This is a genomic window from Parageobacillus thermoglucosidasius, assembly GCF_001295365.1.
GTDB classification, from domain to species: domain Bacteria; phylum Bacillota; class Bacilli; order Bacillales; family Anoxybacillaceae; genus Parageobacillus; species Parageobacillus thermoglucosidasius.
Map to the genome: position 1 here is coordinate 3,691,758 of NZ_CP012712.1, position 17,094 is coordinate 3,708,851.

The window sequence follows — 17,094 nt, forward strand, 5'->3', positions numbered from 1 at the left end:
CCTCGTTTTGTCATTGAGAAAGACAAGCTGCTTTCAAATCTTCGATGACGCGGTCTGCCTCTTCCCACGAATCAATCGAAGCTCCCGCAGCAAGCGGATGCCCGCCGCCACGGTATTTTTTCGCTACTTCATTCACAACCGGGCCTTTGGAGCGAAGGCGGACGCGAATTTCCTTGTCTTCCTCGATAAAAAACGCCCATGCGACAATGCCATCGATATTGCCAAGCAAGCTCACGAGCTGCGACGCTTCCGAAGCAGTGACGCCATATTGTTCCAGCAGCGATTTCGGCATTTTTACCGCCGCCACCCCCTCCGCGGATACCGTAAAGTTTTGCAGCACATATCCGCTTAAATGCGCCACATTCAACTTCATATTATACAGCCCGTCATATATCTCCGTTAACGAAAATCCGTATTGAATCAGCTCGCTCGCATAACGGAACGTCTTTTCGCTCGTTCTCGGAAAAAGAAAACGGCCCGTATCCCCGACAATGCCTGCGTAAATAAGGCGCGCCGCTGCTTTTGTCATCACAAGCCCTTTCTCTTTTCCCGCCAAATAAAACTCATAAATCATTTCGCTTGTGGAACTTGCGCTTGTGTCGACCCATAAGATGTCTCCATACGGATCTTCGTTTGGGTGGTGGTCAATTTTAATCAGTTTTTTGCCAAGGCGGTAGCGATCGTCACAAATCCGTTCTTGGTTAGCCGTATCACAAACGATCACCAGCGCGTTGTTATAAGTTTGGTCATCAATCACATCCATTCGCCGCAAAAATTGCAGCGACTCTTCATCGTTCCCAACCGTATACACCGTTTTTTCCGGAAAAGATGCCTTCAAAATTTCCGCCAAGCCTCCTTGAGAACCGTATGCGTCAGGATCTGGGCGGACATGACGATGAATAATAATCGTATCAAATTGCTGGATGGCCTTAAGAATTTCTAAACATTTCTCTTTCATCTTTCTTCCCCTTTTTTTGCGACTGTATTTTCTTTCATTATACGCGAACAAGCAAGATCATTACTAGAATTCTTCCTCGTTTCTATGTACAATAAGGTAGAAAAAGATGATGGAGGGTTTTCATTTATGCCAGCACTTGTCATTTGCATTATCTTTTCCTTCTCTTTTTACGTCTATTATAAAATCAAATATTTTCGCTCCCACCGGCCAATGGAACGGCGCTGGCTTTCCGCCAAATCAAGCATCGCGCTTGGCTTGTTTGTGTTCTTTTTCGGATTAAATCAGTTTTTCCTCCGTTCTTCCACCGTTACGTATATTGTCGGCACTATTTTCTTGCTGATTGGCGCCGGAAGCGCATGGGCAGGCTACCGCGCCTATAAATATTATTTGCCTCTCGTCTTGGAAGAAGCGAAACAAACAGCAAAAAACGGGGCGTAAATCGCGTCCCGTTTTTGATGGAACCGTTAGCGATCGATTAACTGGCACATCATCAGCGCTTTTCCGACGACAACGCCTTCGTGATATGCCTCCACATCGACTTTTCCAAATTTCCGTCCCATTTCCAACAGCTTCGCTTTTACTTCAATCGTGCTGTCGATCTGCACTGGTTTTATAAAATAAATCGTAATGTTTTCAATCACTAAATCTCCCCGTTTATATGCACGCAGCGCACGTGTAGCCGCTTCCGTCACAATCGTTGTAAACACTCCGTACGACAGCGTTCCTAAATAATTCGTCATTTGCGGAGTAATCGTGCAGCGAAATGTATCTTCTTTTCCATCGCCATCGGCTTCACGAAACTGGCTTGTAATAATATCATCGATCGTTTCACCGACCTGCGGCTGGCGTTGAATCATTTGCAGCGCTTTTAGCACGTCTTGGCGGCTGATAATTCCTTGGAGCCGGTTGTATTCGTCAACAACTGGCAAAAGCTCAATGCCTTCCCATACCATGATATGGGAAGCAGAGGCGACCGATGTCTTTCCTTTTACCGTGATTGGGTGTTTTGTCATCGCCTTTTCAATCGGCAATTGCCGGTCAAAATCAAGCACATCTTTTGCAGTAGCGATGCCTTGCACTTTCAACTGCTGATCCACAACCGGAAACCGGCTGTGCTTTGTTTCGCGATTGAGCTCATACCATCGTTCCACCGGATCTGTAGTATATAAATACGCCGTTTTTTCAAGCGGTATTAAAATATCTTCGACAAGCACGATTTCCTTTTTAATGAGCTGGTCGTAAATCGCCCGGTTAATCATCGTCGCCACTGTAAACGTATCGTAGCTTGTCGAAATAATCGGGAGCTGCAATTCATCTGCTAATTTTTTTACGTAATCTTCCGTATCAAACCCACCGGTGATTAACACGGCTGCCCCTTCTTTCAACGCACGTTCGTGCGCTTTCGTGCGGTTTCCGACAATCAACAAATCTCCCGCGCCGATATAGCGCATCATCGCTTCTAACTGCATCGCGCCAATCACGAACCGGTTCAATGTTTTATGCAAACCTTCTCGCCCGCCAAGCACATGCCCGTCGACAATATTGACAACTTCCGCATACGTCAGCTTTTCGATATTTTCTTTTCGCTTCTTTTCAATGCGAATCGTGCCGACACGTTCAATCGTGCTAACATACCCTTTATTTTCCGCATCTTTAATGGCACGATAAGCCGTTCCCTCGCTTACTCCCATTTCCTTGGCAATTTGCCGCACCGAAATTTTTTCGCCAACCGGTAAACTATTAATGTATTGCAAAATTTGTTCATGTTTTGTCGCCAAATTTCTTCACCCTTTACATGATGTCCTATCTTCATTATACGGGTGAAACAAATCCAATTCAATGAAGCGGCCAGACGCGCTTGTTCGAAAAAAGCGCCTCATTCCGAGACGCTTTGTTATTCTAATTCTATGCTTTCTCCTGGTTTTAATATACGTCCCACACCGTCAGGAAGCAGCGCAACAAATTGCTGCGGATCTTGGGCAATCGCCGGGAACGTATTGTAATGAATCGGAACGACGATTTTCGCACGAAGCCACTCTGCCGCAAGCGCCGCATCTTCCGGTCCCATCGTGAAATTATCGCCGATTGGCAAAAACGCCACATCAATGTTGTTGCGCTCGCCAATCAGCTTCATATCGGAAAACAATCCCGTATCTCCAGCGTGATAAACCGTTTTTCCTTCCGCGGTAAATAAAATTCCCGCCGGCATTCCTGTATAAATGATTTGCTTGTCTTCCGTCACATAGCCTGAACCGTGGAACGCTTGCGTTAATTTGACTTTTCCAAAATCAAATTGATGCGCTCCGCCGATATGCATCGGGTGGGTATTCACTCCTTGCCACCCCAGATATGTAGCCAATTCAAAAGGCGCAACGACAAGCGCATTATTTTTCTTAGCCAACTGCACCGTATCGCCGACATGGTCACCATGGCCATGGGTAAGTAAAATGGCGTCTACTTTCACATCTTCTACTTTTAAATCCGTTGTGCCATTTCCCGTAATAAACGGGTCAATCAAAATCGTTTTTCCATTCGTTTCGATTTTGACGACGGAATGTCCATGATACGTTACTTTCACAATCATCCTCCCCTTTCACTGTCATTTATTCCTCATTATTCGCGATAGTGGATGCATTCTCCTGCCCTTCTGTTTATAAACATTTTACATTTTCCGATATTCCTGCTACTCTCAAAGTATAGAAAGGAAGGGTGCAAATGAACAAACGACTTCAATTATTTTCCGAGTGGCTTCAAGAACAACATATTTCATTGGCGTTCATTACGTCAAGCCCGAACGTTTTTTATTTAAGCGGATTTTATTGCGACCCGCATGAACGGCTTTTGGCATTGCTTGTGTTTCCTGACGAAGAACCGGCATTAATTTGCCCGCAAATGGAAACGGCGCGCGCAAGACAAGCTGGATGGACATATGAAATCATCGATTATGGCGACGCAGACAATCCGTGGCAGCTGCTTGAACGGCACATGCGCGCGAAAAACATAAAATTAGACCGAATTGCTGTCGAAAAAAGTCATCTTTCTCTCGAACGATATGAACAGCTTCAAGCATGTTTCCAAGCGCGCTCGTGGCTCAATGCGGAAGAGAAGCTGCGGCAATTGCGAATGATCAAGGAAGAAAAAGAAATCGCCATATTGCGCCAGGCGGCGGAACTTGCGGACTTCGCCGTCGAAGTTGGAGTTAACGCAATCGCTGAAGGAAAAACAGAGTTGGATATTATTGCAGAAATTGAATACGAAATGAAGAAAAAAGGCGTGCGCGAAATGTCATTTGCCACAATGGTATTAGCTGGAGAAAACACCGCAAACCCTCACGGCGTTCCAGGACTCACAACCATTCGTAAAGGAGACTTTGTTTTATTTGATTTGGGCGTAATTGTTGACGGCTATTGTTCGGACATAACAAGAACCGTTATTTTCAAAAGTGCGACAGAAGAGCAAAAATTGATTTATGATACCGTTTTGCGCGCACAGCTGGCGGCGATTGAGGCGTGCAAACCAGGCGTGGAAATCGGCAGTGTCGACCGCGCCGCGAGATCAATCATTGAACAAGCTGGATACGGTCCGTATTTCACGCATCGCGTCGGCCACGGTCTCGGCATTGAATTGCATGAATATCCGTCGATGAACGCAGCAAACGCAATGCCGTTAGAACGCGGCATGACGTTTACGATTGAGCCGGGAATTTATGTTCCTTCCGTCGGCGGAGTCCGCATTGAGGATGACGTGTTTATCACCGATAACGGTGCAGGGATTTTAACCAAATATCCGAAAGAACTTATCATCGTTTCATGAAGCAAAAAGAGCGGCATTGCCTTGCCGCTCTTTTTTGCGAAAAAGATCACAATGGTGTTTGCCAAAAAATCAATCTCGCCTCATAAGCTGCGCATTCAACACGGCAATCCCTTTCCGTCATTCTGCGTTTGGTATGCTTTTGATTAGCGGATATGCGCAAAAACACCTCACTGCACAAAGTGAGGTGTTTTTTTGGAAACTACGCTCATTATCGGTAACGATGGATAACATTTACTCCCCCTGTCACATCGATGACCGCGCCTGTTATCATATCAGAATCTTCTTCACATAAAAAAGCGATAACACGAGCGATATCTTCCCCTGTCCCTGAACGCCCGATCGGGGTTTCAGCATCTTTTATCAAACGCGAATGGGCGATCGTTGCCTCTTTCATCTCTCCGACGATATTGCCTGGGCAAACCATATTGGCGGTAATGCCAAACTCCGCTTCCTCGAGCGCGATAGTTTTCGTTAATGACACTAAACCAACTTTGGCGGCGCTGAACGCGGATCGGTGCAGCCATCCCGGCGCTTCCGCCGCCCCTTGAAAACCGTATGTAATAATGCGTCCAAACCGTTGTTTTCTCATCACGGGAATCGTTTTTTTCAACAAATGAAATACAGCGCTTAAATTCCCCTCAATCATTTCATACCATTCATCTTCCGTGTAATCAGCCAATTTTTTTCGTTCAAAAATGTACGGGCCCGCGTTATTGATTAAAAAATCAATGCGTCCGAACCGATCAAGCGCCGCATCCACAAGGGCAAATAAATCTTCTTTTTTTGTAACATCACCGCGAACAAATTGCAGCCGTTCATCAAGATGGGCGTATTTTTGTTGCAGCGACTGCACCGCCGTTTCGTCGCTTCGGTAATTGACGGTAACAGAATATCCTCTCTCAAGCAACAGTTCTGTGACTTTTCTTCCCAGCCCTTTCGCTCCGGCTGTGATGAGGGCATGTCGCACAACCACTCCTCCTCACCTTCACAACTTTTTGTCTTGTCTTTACTTTACTATAAATATATATCTTAACGCATCCATCCCGCCTTAAAAAAACATGGCGGATAAACGCCATGAGTCGCCAATTTACTCGCCAACTTCGCGCTCCGGATGATAACAAGGTTCATCGCGGGTAACAATACTGCTATAATAGGCATCCATTATTTGCTCGCTAATTGCCCTTGCTTCATCTTCATCATATAATCCTTTCCGATAGTTTTTTTCCATTTTTTCTGCTCCTTTTCATAAAAATATCATAATATACAGTAGTCTTTCCCGCGGTTTATAAGTTACACTAATAATAGAGATAGTATTTTTATCCAAAGGGGGAGTGGAGAACAATGGCAATGACGTACAAAACGATCATCGTTGCAGTAGATGGTTCGAAAGAAGCGGAGTGGGCATTCAAAAAAGCGATTGAAATCGCCAAACGGAATAATGCGAAGCTCATTCTTGCTCATGTCATTGATTTGCGGGGGTTTGCGGCCATCGAAGTATATGACCGCGCCGCTGTTGAACGTGCTGAAAATTACGCAAAAGAACTGCTAAACGGCTACCAACAACAAGCGGTTGACGCTGGATTAAGCGACGTTGTCATTGACATTGAATTTGGTTCTCCAAAAGTGAAAATCGCCAAAGACATAGCGCCAAAATATAATGCTGACTTAATCATTTGTGGAGCTACCGGCTTAAATGCTGTCGAACGTCTCTTAATCGGAAGCGTCTCCGAACATATTACTCGGTATGCAAAGTGCGACGTGCTCGTTGTCCGCACGGAAAAAGAACTGAATCAGGAATAAACGAAAAAACACTCCGTGGTGCAAACCTACGGAGTGTTTATTATTTCTTTCGCTTTTTCCAGCGCTTTTCTTACTTCGGCAAATCCCGTGCCGCCGGCGCTATTGCGGCGGTTTACGGCCGTGTATGGCTTTAACGCTTCATATATATCGGCTTCAAACAGCGGTGATGCCTCTTTATATACTTCCAGCGGCAAGTCGGCCAAAAATACGCCTCTTTCAATGCAAGTCAGCACAAGTTTGCCAACAATCTCATGCGCTTCACGGAACGGCACCCCTTTGTTCGCCAAATAGTCGGCAAGCTCGGTGGCGTTCGAAAAATCTTGTTTTGTCGCTTTTTCCATCACATCGGCGTTGACTTTCATCGTTTTTATCATGCCGGCAAAGATTTTCAATGATCCAGTGACCGTTTTCACCGTATCAAACATGCCTTCTTTATCTTCTTGCATATCTTTGTTGTACGCAAGCGGCGTTCCTTTCATCACGGTCAAAAGCGCCAATAAATGGCCGTACACCCGTCCCGTTTTGCCGCGGATCAACTCTGCCATATCCGGGTTTTTCTTTTGCGGCATAATGCTGCTCCCGGTTGCGAACGCATCATCGATTTCGATAAACTGAAATTCTTGGCTCGACCAAAGAATCAGCTCTTCGCAAAAACGGGACAAATGCATCATAAGCATCGCGCTGTTGCTTAAAAATTCGATGATAAAATCACGGTCGCTCACCGCGTCGATGCTGTTTTCGTAAATGCCGGAAAAACCAAGGAGCTCTGCAGTCAAATGCCGGTCGATGGGAAACGTCGTGCCGGCAAGCGCCCCCGCTCCGAGCGGCGACTTATTAATGCGCTTCAGCGATTCGCGGAACCGCTCGCGGTCGCGCTCGAGCATCCAAAAATAGGCGAGCAAATGATGGGCAAACGAAATCGGCTGCGCCCGCTGCAAATGCGTATATCCCGGCACAATCGTTTCCACGTGCTCCTCCGCTTTTTCAACAAGCACCTTTTGCAGTTCTTTAATCAATTCCATTATTTCGGTCACACGTTTGCGCAAATACAAATGCATATCAGTTGCCACTTGGTCGTTGCGGCTTCTTCCTGTATGCAGTTTTCCGCCGACCGGGCCAATTTCATCGATAAGCATTTTTTCAATATTTAAATGAATATCCTCATAAGCGACGGAAAATTTCAGTTTTCCTTGTTTTGCTTTTTCCAGCAATGCAAGCAGCCCGGACTTGATTTTTTCCACATCCCCGCTTGGTAAAATCCCGCATTTGCCAAGCATCGTGACATGGGCAAGGCTGCCTTCAATATCTTCTTCGACTAACTCTTGGTCGAATGGGATCGACGCAGCAAACTCGTCGACCCACTCTTCCGCTGTTTTCGTGAAACGTCCGCCCCAAAGCTTTTTCACACGGTCACCTTCTTTTGATTATTGACAATGCTGTGTACTTTCGTCGGCAATCCGTACAAGGAAATAAAGCCAACGGCCGCTTGATGGTCAAATTGGTCCTCTGCCGTATATGTCGCAAGCTTTTCATCATATAAGGAAAATTCCGATCTGCGTCCTTCCACGATGGCATGGCCTTTGAACAGTTTAACGCGCACCACGCCGGTTACGTTTTTTTGCGTTTCTTTTAAGAAAGCGACAAGGGCATCTTTGATCGGTGAGAACCATAAACCATTGTAAATGACTTCCGCCAATTTTTGCTCGATGATTGGTTTAAAATGGGCGACTTCCCTTACAAGCGTCAAATCTTCTAATTCTTTATGCGCTTTTATTAACGTTATCGCCCCAGGGCATTCATACACTTCCCGCGATTTAATGCCCACCAAACGGTTTTCGACATGGTCAATGCGTCCAACCCCATGTTTTCCCGCCAGCGCGTTTAACTCCAAAATCAAATTAGCGAGCGAATACGGTTTGCCGTTTAATGTTTTCGGGACGCCTTGTTCAAAACCGATTTCGATGATTTCTGGAACATCTGGCGCGTTCTCCAACGATGCCGTTAATTCATACGCTTCTTCTGGAGGAGCAGCCCAAGGGTCTTCTAAAATGCCGCACTCATTGCTTCGTCCCCATAAGTTTTTGTCGATCGAAAACGGACTATCGATGTCAACCGGAATCGGAATGCCATGCTTTTTCGCGTATTCGATTTCTTCTTCGCGCGACCAGCTCCATTCACGGACTGGCGCAACGACTTCTAAGTGCGGATTCAACGCTTTAATCGATACTTCAAAGCGGACTTGGTCATTGCCTTTTCCCGTGCACCCATGCGCGACGGCAACCGCCCCTTCCAATTCGGCAATTTCGACTAGTTTTTTCGAAATAAGCGGGCGAGACAGCGCAGAAACAAGCGGATATTTTCCTTCATAAAGCGCATGTGCCTGCAAGGCGATAAGCGCATATTCATTCGCAAACTCTTCCTTGACATCAATGACGTAAGACTTAATCGCTCCAACTTTCAACGCTTTTTCTTTCACAAAATCAAGATCTTTTCCTTCGCCAAGATCAAGGCAGCACGCGATTACATCATAGCCCCGCTCTTGCAGCCATTTAATCGCAACAGATGTATCTAAACCGCCGGAATATGCCAACACAATTTTCGGATTAGCCATATCGTTTCCCCTTCCTCTTCACATAAATATACTTATATATAAATAAATATTCAAAATCTATATTATCACTTTACCAGCTTTTATCATGTTTTTCAATAGTTATTCATCAAAATGGGGATATTGGTTCTTCCCGCACTTTTTTATACAATAGGAATATCGGAAAGTGAGGGAAAAAGCATGGAACAATATTTTATTTATGACCAGCGGCTTGGCATTTTGCTGCCGAAACTTGAAAAAGACTGGGAAGACTATAGCAATGCGGAACAACAGGCGATTTTGCTGCGATGGGAAGCCATTCGCGGAACCATTCCCGACCGCATTGCAGAATTAGAAAAAATTATTAACGAAAAACAAGATCAGTTGAATGACGAAAATGATTTTGTGCGCTCATGCCAGTTAAATTCAGAAATAGCCGAACTGGCTTCGGTCATTAACGATTTATGGATTTGGTATCGGATGAATCAAACGGTGTCAATGCGCGCACATCGATAAAAACAAAGAAACGGCGAAAAATGATAGAAATGCGCCTTTTTGTTTTCACTCTGATGCAATATGAAATTTTTGTTTTTTAATAAAATATTGAATATTTTTTCTTTTACGATTATTATTGATATTGAGTCTACCTTTATCAACAGTGGAGGGGTATATATGCCAAACAAAACGTTCCATTCTTCATTCACCGCTTCTTTTTCTTGGGAGACCGTGTTTCAACATTACGACTGGAACCCACGTGAACGTTTCAATGTCGCTCATGAAGTATGTGACCGCTATGCAGAAGATCCGACTCGCATCGCCCTGTTTTATGAAAACCATTTAGGAGAAAAGAGAACCATCACCTATCGAGAATTGCGGGATTGGTCGAACCAAATGGCAAATGTGTTCCGCAAACTTGGAGTCAAAAGAGGAGACAGAGTTTGCGCTCTTTTGCCTAAAAATCCTGCTCTAGTCATTTATATTTTAGCTGCCTGGAAAGTTGGCGCAGTTTATGTTCCGCTATTTACAGCATTTGGCCCACAGGCGATTGAATACCGGATTAACCATTCTGAGGCAAAAGTGATGTTGACGAATAATGAACAGCGTGCAAAATTGCCGCCGAGAGAAAAAATACCAACATTAGAGCATATTTTTGTCATTGATGAAACAAATGACCATAACGATTTATCTTTTTGGAAAACGCTTTCAGAAGAGTCTGTCGATCATCAGACCGAAGAAACGACTGTGGACGATTTACTGGCTATCCAATATACATCCGGATCGACAGGAATGCCGAAAGGAGCCATGTGGTCGCACAATTTGCTCATTAATATATATCCGTATATGCGATATGCCATCAGTTTGCGGGATGATGATGTATTTTTAGGGGGAGCCGATCCGGGATGGGCTTACGGGCTGATCTTTTGCACATTCGCGCCAATGTGTTTCGGTGTGCCCATCGTCTTTTACGAAGGACCGTTTAAACCGGACACATACTATTCTCTGATGGAAAAATATCATGTAACGAATTTCACTTACGCTCCGACCGCTTATCGCGCGATGGTCGCGGCAGGAGCAGAATTGATCAATAAATACAACATCCGCGTGCGGGCAATGAGTTCCGCAGGAGAGCCGCTTAATCCGGAAGTGATTCGCTTTTTCCAAAAACATTTAGGGGTGACCGTCCACGACCACTACGGTCTGTCGGAAACGTTAATGCTGATTGGCAATTTCAACGCAATTGACATGGAGATACGCCCTGGTTCGATGGGATGGGTGCTGCCGGGGTTTGAAGTCGCATTGCTCAATGAAGAAGGCGTTCCGGTAGAAGACGGAAATGTTGGACAAATTGCTTTTAACACGAATTCCATTCCAAACGTGTTCAAAGGTTATTGGAAAGATCCTGAAAAAACAGCGGAGAGATTGTCAGGAAGCTGGTTCCTCACCGGAGATTTGGCAACGAAAGACGCCGACGGATACTTTTGGTTCCAAGGCAGGGCCGATGATATCATCTCCAGTGCCGGATATCGCATCGGGCCTTTTGAAATTGAGAGTTGCCTCATCGAACATCCAGCGGTAGTGGAAGCAGCGGCCATTGGAAAGCCAGATCCGTTAAAAGGGGAAATCGTCAAAGCCTTCGTCGTACTGGCAGATGGGTTTACTCCATCGGACGATCTGGCGCAAGAATTATCATTATTCGTGAAAAACCGTTTATCGAAGCACGAATACCCTCGCGAAGTGGAATTCGTAGCAGAACTGCCTAAGACGCCTAGCGGCAAAATTCAGCGATTTATCCTTCGCAATCAAGAAAGCGAAAAACAGAAAAACGACTAATCATACTAAAAGTGTCCGCTTCCTTAAACGGACACTTTTGGCTTTTCAATGCAAGTCTTTTCTTATTTCCCGCACCACATGTCCAATCTCTGGCAAAATTAATTTCGTCATCGCAAGGCGCACTGCCCCCGACGATCCGGGCGTAGAAAAAATGGCCGTATCATTTGCCACCCCGGCGATGGCCCGCGATAATATCGCTGCGGAACCGATATCTTCCGTATAGCTTAACATGCGAAACAGTTCGCCAAAACCAACGATTTCTTTTTCAATGATTTCTTTTACTGTCTCAATCGTTACATCTCTTTTGGCGATGCCGGTGCCGCCATTGGTTAGCACCACGTCGATGTCTGCCTGCTCACATCCGCGCAAAACCGCCGCGCGGATCGCTTCTTTTTCATCTTTCACAATCTCATAACTGACGACTTCATGGCCAGCTTCTTTCAATAAATCGATCATTAATTTTCCGCTCTTATCGGTATCTTCCGTCCTTGTATCACTAATCGTAATGACTTTACAACGGACAATTTTGGGAGCTTCCCTCTTATGTTCCTGCGTGCTCACATTGAATTTCTCCTTTCGCCTTTTTTATTTTGCATGCAAACGGCGCTGCTGATAAAATTTTCGGATAAATTCCGTCGCATGTCTGATAAATTAGCAATTTAGAATGGCCCCTGCCGCCATTCCTTTAAGAGGAATACCTTGAACAGACATTTTGATCGCCTTCCTAAATATTCAATAAAAAATGTTAGTCAAATCTTCTCTGCCATCATAAAAAGCTGCTCCTTTTGCATCGTTATATACTTGCGCACTTTTGAATGATTCCGTTCAAATGACACAGCCAGCCATCAACCTTGGCAAAAAATCCCCTTTTCCATTTATCTGGAAGATAAGAGCATGAACATCAATGGTCATTTCAACATCATTCGGTTCATCATGTTGAAATTGCTGCTCCCATTCGACAATTCCTTCCCATACGATTCGTTCGTGTTTCGTTAATTCCATAAATACCTTCAAGTTCCATTTATATTATTATATCATAGCTCTCTTTGAAATATAGAGAAACCGAAAAGTCAAAAACGATCGGATAAAAAAGTTAAACCTCTTCCAGAGTTTGACCTTATAACAATTATCGTGTGCAACGCTGACTTCTCTTTCCATACTTTGGCCATATCTATTTGTTTAAACGTTTCTCTAAAGAATTGATCGCATATCCCTTATGTAAAAATACGATTATTCTTTCATCACAGAGAATCCTAGGACTCTTCAAATTAATTAAACACAAAAATTTTAGATTTCAATCAACATATTTATTTTGTATAATAGACTGAATTGTTATAATATTCTTATAATAACTGCTAACAATTAAGTTATTCCATTTGTGATGCATTCCTTGCAAATGTTCCATACAGATGAAAAGGCGCTTAAAAAGATCAAACAGAAACAATTATGGAAGGATGCTATCATTTTGTTTAATGAATGGATCATGCGTTCAAAAACGTTGAATCAAGCATTCGAAAATATTACATCAGGCTTCGTGAACTACTTGTCGTTTGAACGATGTGCTTTGTTTGCCTATTCGAGCACAGATCAAAGCGGTTTTGGACTTTACGGATATCAGCTTAACAACGAAGAGATAAAAAACATTAACGAGAATATCGATGGCCTCCCTCCTTTCTGATTTAATCGCAATAGATAGTATGAAAGTATCTTAACGTACCTATTAAGCTATTTTAAAAACAGCGCGTTTGCAACCCCGTGGATGGAAGGGATTATCAAGATCAATGACGATGATCCCCCTCACTTTGACGTAGTGAGACTGTCCTGTAGTTGATACTCATAAGAATGTTTCAGATTGTAATCGATTTTCTAATCTGTACGCGCAATATTAGCTGTATCGTTTTCTCAACACATCTCCTAAAACAACCAAATGCGTATTTTCACTTTTTTATGGCAAAGAAAAAAGCAACCTCCTTTCATGTATTTAAAACATGAAAAAAGGTTGCTTTAAAAATTTAGGTCTTCGTTAGATTTAGGTCACGTTTTTGTCAAAATTAAGCAATATTCGCCAACCGGACAACATCCCGGGCGATCATGACTTCTTCATTTGTCGGGATGACAAGCACTTTTACCGGCGAATGCGGATAGCTGATGAACGCTTCTTTGCCGCGTACTTTATTTAATGAAGGATCCCAGTATACCCCCATAAATTCGAGGCCGCGCAATACTTTGGCACGGATCAGCTCGCTGTTTTCCCCAATTCCAGCAGTGAAAATAATCGCATCCACACCGCACATGCGCGCCGCATAAGAACCGATATATTTATGAATGCGATTAGCGAATACTTCAAGTGCTAGCTCAGCACGTTTATTTCCTTCTGCCGCCGCTTTTTCCAAATCGCGCAAGTCGCTTGAAATGCCGGAAATGCCAAGCATTCCGCTTTTCTTATTTAATACTTCCACTACTTCTTCGGCAGTCATTCCCGTCTTTTCCATAATATAAGGGATAAGCGCCGGATCAATGTTTCCAGAACGCGTTCCCATCGCCACGCCGGCAAGCGGCGTAAAGCCCATGGACGTATCGATCGATTTTCCCCCTTCTACTGCAGCGATGCTGGCGCCATTGCCAAGGTGGCAAGAAATGAGGCGAAGCTGCTCAATCGGACGGCCGAGCAATTCAGCGGCGCGTTGTGTGACATATTTATGTGATGTGCCATGGAAGCCGTATTTGCGAATGCCGAATTTTGTATAATATTCATATGGGAGACTATACAAAAACGACTGCTCTGGCATCGTTTGATGAAACGCCGTATCAAATACCGCCACGGCAGGCACATTCGGCAGCACTTCTTGAAACGCTTTAATGCCGGTAATGTTTGCTGGATTATGAAGGGGAGCAAGTTCAGACACTTCTTCGATCTGTTTTAATACTTCATCCGTAATGAGTACAGAATCACTGAACTTTTCGCCACCATGCACAACGCGGTGGCCAATTCCGTCGATTTCATCAAATGAGCGAATAATTTTGTACCCCATGAGCTTGTCGAGCAGCATTTTCACCGCTACTGCATGGTTCGGAATGGCTGTGACTTCTTGAATTTTCTCGCCATTGACGGTGATCGTAAAAATGGCGTCATCAAAACCGATTCGCTCCACTATTCCTTTTGTTAAAACCTTTTCGCTTGGCATTTCAAATAATTGAAACTTTAATGATGAACTGCCGGCGTTAATTGCTAAAATTTTCGCCATATTCCAAACAACTCCCTTAATCATCATCTTTTGTCATATTTTGTTCATTTTTTCACTATTCCACTATATCTTTTTTCATTGTATGATTGTTTATGTTTTCTTTCAAGCAATTTCTATATGTAATCGTTTACAATTTGATGTCTTTATCTTTTGATAATCGAAATAGTTACTATATTCCGAAAATAAAAAAACAGCCCCCGCACATCGGCGGGAACTGTTTTAATTTCCTTTTTCTTCTGTGATCCATTCATCAATTTTCCGCATCATCGCCTGCATCATCTGTTTATTGGAGAAACGCGGAAGTTCGGCCAAGAGCGCTTTTTTTGGAGCTTTTACATTTTTTCCTTTCTTTTGCAAAATAAAAATGCTTTTTGCCGCCCGTTCTGTTTTAAACATCGACAACGGCAGCTGCAGCAGCCCTTGAATGACCGCGTGCTCTTTAATAAAATCATGCAGTTTTGCCGCCTGATCGCTTGAAAATAACGTATTTGGGATTAAGAAAAACAAATAACCGCCCTCTTTCGTATAATACAAGCTTTGTTCAATGAACAAATGGTGGGCGTATGAATGTCCTTCTTCCGCCTTTAAGACAAAGCGAGAAGCGTTTTCTTTATGCGGGTAATAACCGACGGGCAAGTCACATATGACTACATCGGCAAGCTCCACAAACAGCGGCTGCAAACCATCTTGATTAAAAAGCTGAATCGCGTGTTTTTGCAAATTTGCGTTCACATACGCCAGCTTGATTAATACATCGTCAACATCCACACCATAACTTTTCGTTTGCTTTCCTTTAAGATGGTTAAGCACCGTCGTCAGCAAATTCGCCGTGCCAACGGCAGGATCAAGAATCGTCAAAGCAAGATGTTTGCGAGTAAATTGATTGACTAAATAGCTTATAAATAAACTAACCGCATCCGGGGTCATTTGATGATGCGGCTGTGTATATTCCTTCATCCCTTTTAATACCGCAAGCTGAAATGCTTTTCGTATTTCTTCGTTCGTAAACCGCTCCAGTTGAATGTCGTTATATTGTTTTTTCAAGCGCTGCGCATTTATTTCACTCACTTCGTTTTGCAGAACGTCGCCGTGAAACACGTTTTCTCCCGTTTCTGCCACCGCTTCTAAATAGGTGCATTGCAATTCCGCTTGCAAGATTTTGGCTGTTTCGTCGAACAGCGTAAACAAGCGTTCTACTGGAGTTGCCATTGTTTCTCCACCTTTCCGGTAAGTGTCCAATAGTTTATTGTACGCCGGACATGGTATGATGGCAAGAATAAAAAGACCTCGAAACTGCTATCGAGGTCTTTTCATCACGTTTATTTCGCCGCTTTTGCCGCTTCGATTGCTGCTTCGTAATCCGGATGATTGGTCACTTCCGGCACATATTCCGCATATGTTACGATATCATTGCTGTCAATGACGAACACTGCACGCGCCAATAAACGCAACTCTTTAATGAGCACGCCGTACGCTTGCCCAAACGAAACATCGCGATGGTCAGAAAGGACTTGCACGTTTTCCACGCCCGCGGCGCCACACCAGCGTTTCTGCGCGAACGGCAAATCCACGCTGATCGTCAATACTTTCACATTATCCAATTTCGCCGCCTCTTCATTAAACCGGCGTGTTTGCGCGTCACAAACGCCTGTATCCAAAGACGGAACAACGCTAATCAAACGGACATGCCCTTTCGTATCCGCGAGTGTCACTTCCGATAAATCGTTAGCCAGCACTTTAAAATCAGGAGCTTTGTCCCCCACCTTTACTTCGTTGCCGACTAATGTTACCGGTTTTCCTTTAAAGGTTACTTGTGCCATTGGTTTCCCCCCTCAAAATGAATGTACTATTGTCATCATAAGGGGAATACAAAAAAATTGCAACGATTTCCACTAATTTAAATGTTAAAATCTTGTTTTGGTGCTGACGATGATAAGTCTTTGTTTTTCTTCCACATCGCTTGTATTTTTTCAATCGCTTCTGGTGCTGCGTCGAGAATTTTTTCATATAAATGAGTGCTTTCGTCAAGATGAAGCAGCTTTATTCCTGAAGAGTTGACTACCAAAAAGGCGATTGGCGTAATGGAAACACCGCCGCCGCTTCCGCCGCCAAACGGATGCTCGCCTGCCTGTGCCTGGTTAGGCGCCTGTTGTTGGCTGGCGCCGTTTTTGTCGCCATCCACCATAAACTCACTACCGCCCGCGGCAAATCCAAAACCTACTTTGGAAACCGTCAAGATCACGCTTCCATCCGGCGTTTCCACCGGATCGCCGATGATCGTATTGACATCGATCATTTGTTTTAAATTTTCCATTGCGGTTGTCATCAGCCCTTGAATTGGATGATTGTTCATGCGAGAC

18 protein-coding genes are annotated in these 17,094 nt (G+C 44.1%); 5 read left to right on the plus strand and 13 right to left on the minus strand.

The genetic code is table 11. The annotated features are described in order from the left end of the window. Positions 1–10 precede the first annotated feature (10 nt). Positions 11–958, minus strand: coding sequence for a DHH family phosphoesterase (locus AOT13_RS18210; protein ID WP_003248645.1), 948 nt, complete (start codon positions 956–958; stop codon positions 11–13). Between the two features lie 126 nt (positions 959–1,084). Here AOT13_RS18210 and AOT13_RS18215 point away from each other — a divergent pair, with 126 nt between their 5' ends. After that, entirely contained in the window at positions 1,085–1,396 is a 312-nt protein-coding gene (locus tag AOT13_RS18215) for a YtpI family protein (protein ID WP_003248644.1), read from the plus strand. 26 nt (positions 1,397–1,422) lie between these two features. On the opposite strand, the gene AOT13_RS18220 is transcribed toward AOT13_RS18215, so the two are convergent. Together AOT13_RS18220 and AOT13_RS18225 are read right to left on the minus strand one after the other, a co-directional pair. Continuing rightward, entirely contained in the window at positions 1,423–2,736 is a 1,314-nt protein-coding gene (locus AOT13_RS18220; RefSeq protein ID WP_003248643.1) for a CBS domain-containing protein, read from the minus strand. A 116-nt stretch (positions 2,737–2,852) separates the two neighbouring features. Next, positions 2,853–3,536 carry a metal-dependent hydrolase gene (locus tag AOT13_RS18225; RefSeq protein ID WP_003248642.1) on the minus strand — a complete coding sequence of 228 codons (684 nt, stop codon included), beginning with the start codon at positions 3,534–3,536 and terminating at the stop codon, positions 2,853–2,855. Between the two features lie 137 nt (positions 3,537–3,673). Here AOT13_RS18225 and AOT13_RS18230 point away from each other — a divergent pair, with 137 nt between their 5' ends. Then, positions 3,674–4,771, plus strand: coding sequence for a M24 family metallopeptidase (locus AOT13_RS18230; RefSeq protein ID WP_003248641.1), 1,098 nt, complete (start codon positions 3,674–3,676; stop codon positions 4,769–4,771). A gap of 208 nt (positions 4,772–4,979) precedes the next feature. On the opposite strand, the gene AOT13_RS18235 is transcribed toward AOT13_RS18230, so the two are convergent. Continuing rightward, positions 4,980–5,738: an SDR family oxidoreductase gene (locus AOT13_RS18235; protein ID WP_003248639.1), complete on the minus strand. Its 759-nt coding sequence runs from the start codon at positions 5,736–5,738 to the stop codon at positions 4,980–4,982. A gap of 120 nt (positions 5,739–5,858) precedes the next feature. Next, on the minus strand, positions 5,859–5,999 hold the full coding sequence (locus AOT13_RS20730; protein WP_013400238.1) for a hypothetical protein: 141 nt from the start codon (positions 5,997–5,999) through the stop codon (positions 5,859–5,861). 113 nt (positions 6,000–6,112) lie between these two features. On the opposite strand from AOT13_RS20730, the gene AOT13_RS18240 reads away from it, so the two are divergent. Further along, a complete protein-coding gene (locus tag AOT13_RS18240; RefSeq protein ID WP_003248637.1) occupies positions 6,113–6,571 on the plus strand; it encodes a universal stress protein in 459 nt (152 codons plus the stop codon). 26 nt (positions 6,572–6,597) lie between these two features. Here AOT13_RS18240 and argH read toward each other — a convergent pair whose 3' ends face one another. After that, positions 6,598–7,977: an argininosuccinate lyase gene (gene argH / locus AOT13_RS18245; protein WP_003248635.1), complete on the minus strand. Its 1,380-nt coding sequence runs from the start codon at positions 7,975–7,977 to the stop codon at positions 6,598–6,600. Beyond that, complete coding sequence (locus tag AOT13_RS18250; RefSeq protein ID WP_003248633.1) at positions 7,974–9,182, minus strand: argininosuccinate synthase; 1,209 nt, start codon at positions 9,180–9,182, stop codon at positions 7,974–7,976. Before AOT13_RS18250 ends, argH begins: the two co-directional genes overlap by 4 nt. Before the next feature lie 177 nt (positions 9,183–9,359). Here AOT13_RS18250 and AOT13_RS18255 point away from each other — a divergent pair, with 177 nt between their 5' ends. Together AOT13_RS18255 and AOT13_RS18260 are read left to right on the plus strand one after the other, a co-directional pair. Then, the gene (locus tag AOT13_RS18255; RefSeq protein ID WP_042384454.1) at positions 9,360–9,674 is read left to right on the plus strand and encodes a hypothetical protein; all 315 of its coding nucleotides are present in this window, start codon (positions 9,360–9,362) and stop codon (positions 9,672–9,674) included. Between the two features lie 156 nt (positions 9,675–9,830). Then, entirely contained in the window at positions 9,831–11,489 is a 1,659-nt protein-coding gene (locus AOT13_RS18260; RefSeq protein WP_013400236.1) for an acetate--CoA ligase, read from the plus strand. Positions 11,490–11,534: 45 nt separating this feature from the next. Here AOT13_RS18260 and AOT13_RS18265 read toward each other — a convergent pair whose 3' ends face one another. The 6 genes from AOT13_RS18265 to ytfJ all read right to left on the minus strand — a co-directional run bounded on the left by AOT13_RS18265 (position 11,535) and on the right by ytfJ (position 17,087). Next, positions 11,535–12,050, minus strand: coding sequence for a MogA/MoaB family molybdenum cofactor biosynthesis protein (locus AOT13_RS18265; protein ID WP_003248630.1), 516 nt, complete (start codon positions 12,048–12,050; stop codon positions 11,535–11,537). Positions 12,051–12,314: 264 nt separating this feature from the next. Next, a complete protein-coding gene (locus AOT13_RS20735) occupies positions 12,315–12,491 on the minus strand; it encodes a hypothetical protein (protein ID WP_013400234.1) in 177 nt (58 codons plus the stop codon). 1,049 nt (positions 12,492–13,540) lie between these two features. Continuing rightward, positions 13,541–14,734, minus strand: a complete 1,194-nt coding sequence (locus AOT13_RS18275) for an acetate kinase (RefSeq protein ID WP_003248625.1) — start codon at positions 14,732–14,734, stop codon at positions 13,541–13,543. Positions 14,735–14,953: 219 nt separating this feature from the next. Further along, positions 14,954–15,943: a class I SAM-dependent methyltransferase gene (locus tag AOT13_RS18280; RefSeq protein WP_003248624.1), complete on the minus strand. Its 990-nt coding sequence runs from the start codon at positions 15,941–15,943 to the stop codon at positions 14,954–14,956. Positions 15,944–16,053: 110 nt separating this feature from the next. Then, complete coding sequence (gene tpx / locus AOT13_RS18285; protein WP_003248623.1) at positions 16,054–16,554, minus strand: thiol peroxidase; 501 nt, start codon at positions 16,552–16,554, stop codon at positions 16,054–16,056. Positions 16,555–16,631: 77 nt separating this feature from the next. Continuing rightward, the gene (gene ytfJ / locus AOT13_RS18290; RefSeq protein WP_003248622.1) at positions 16,632–17,087 is read right to left on the minus strand and encodes a GerW family sporulation protein; all 456 of its coding nucleotides are present in this window, start codon (positions 17,085–17,087) and stop codon (positions 16,632–16,634) included. Positions 17,088–17,094 lie beyond the last annotated feature (7 nt).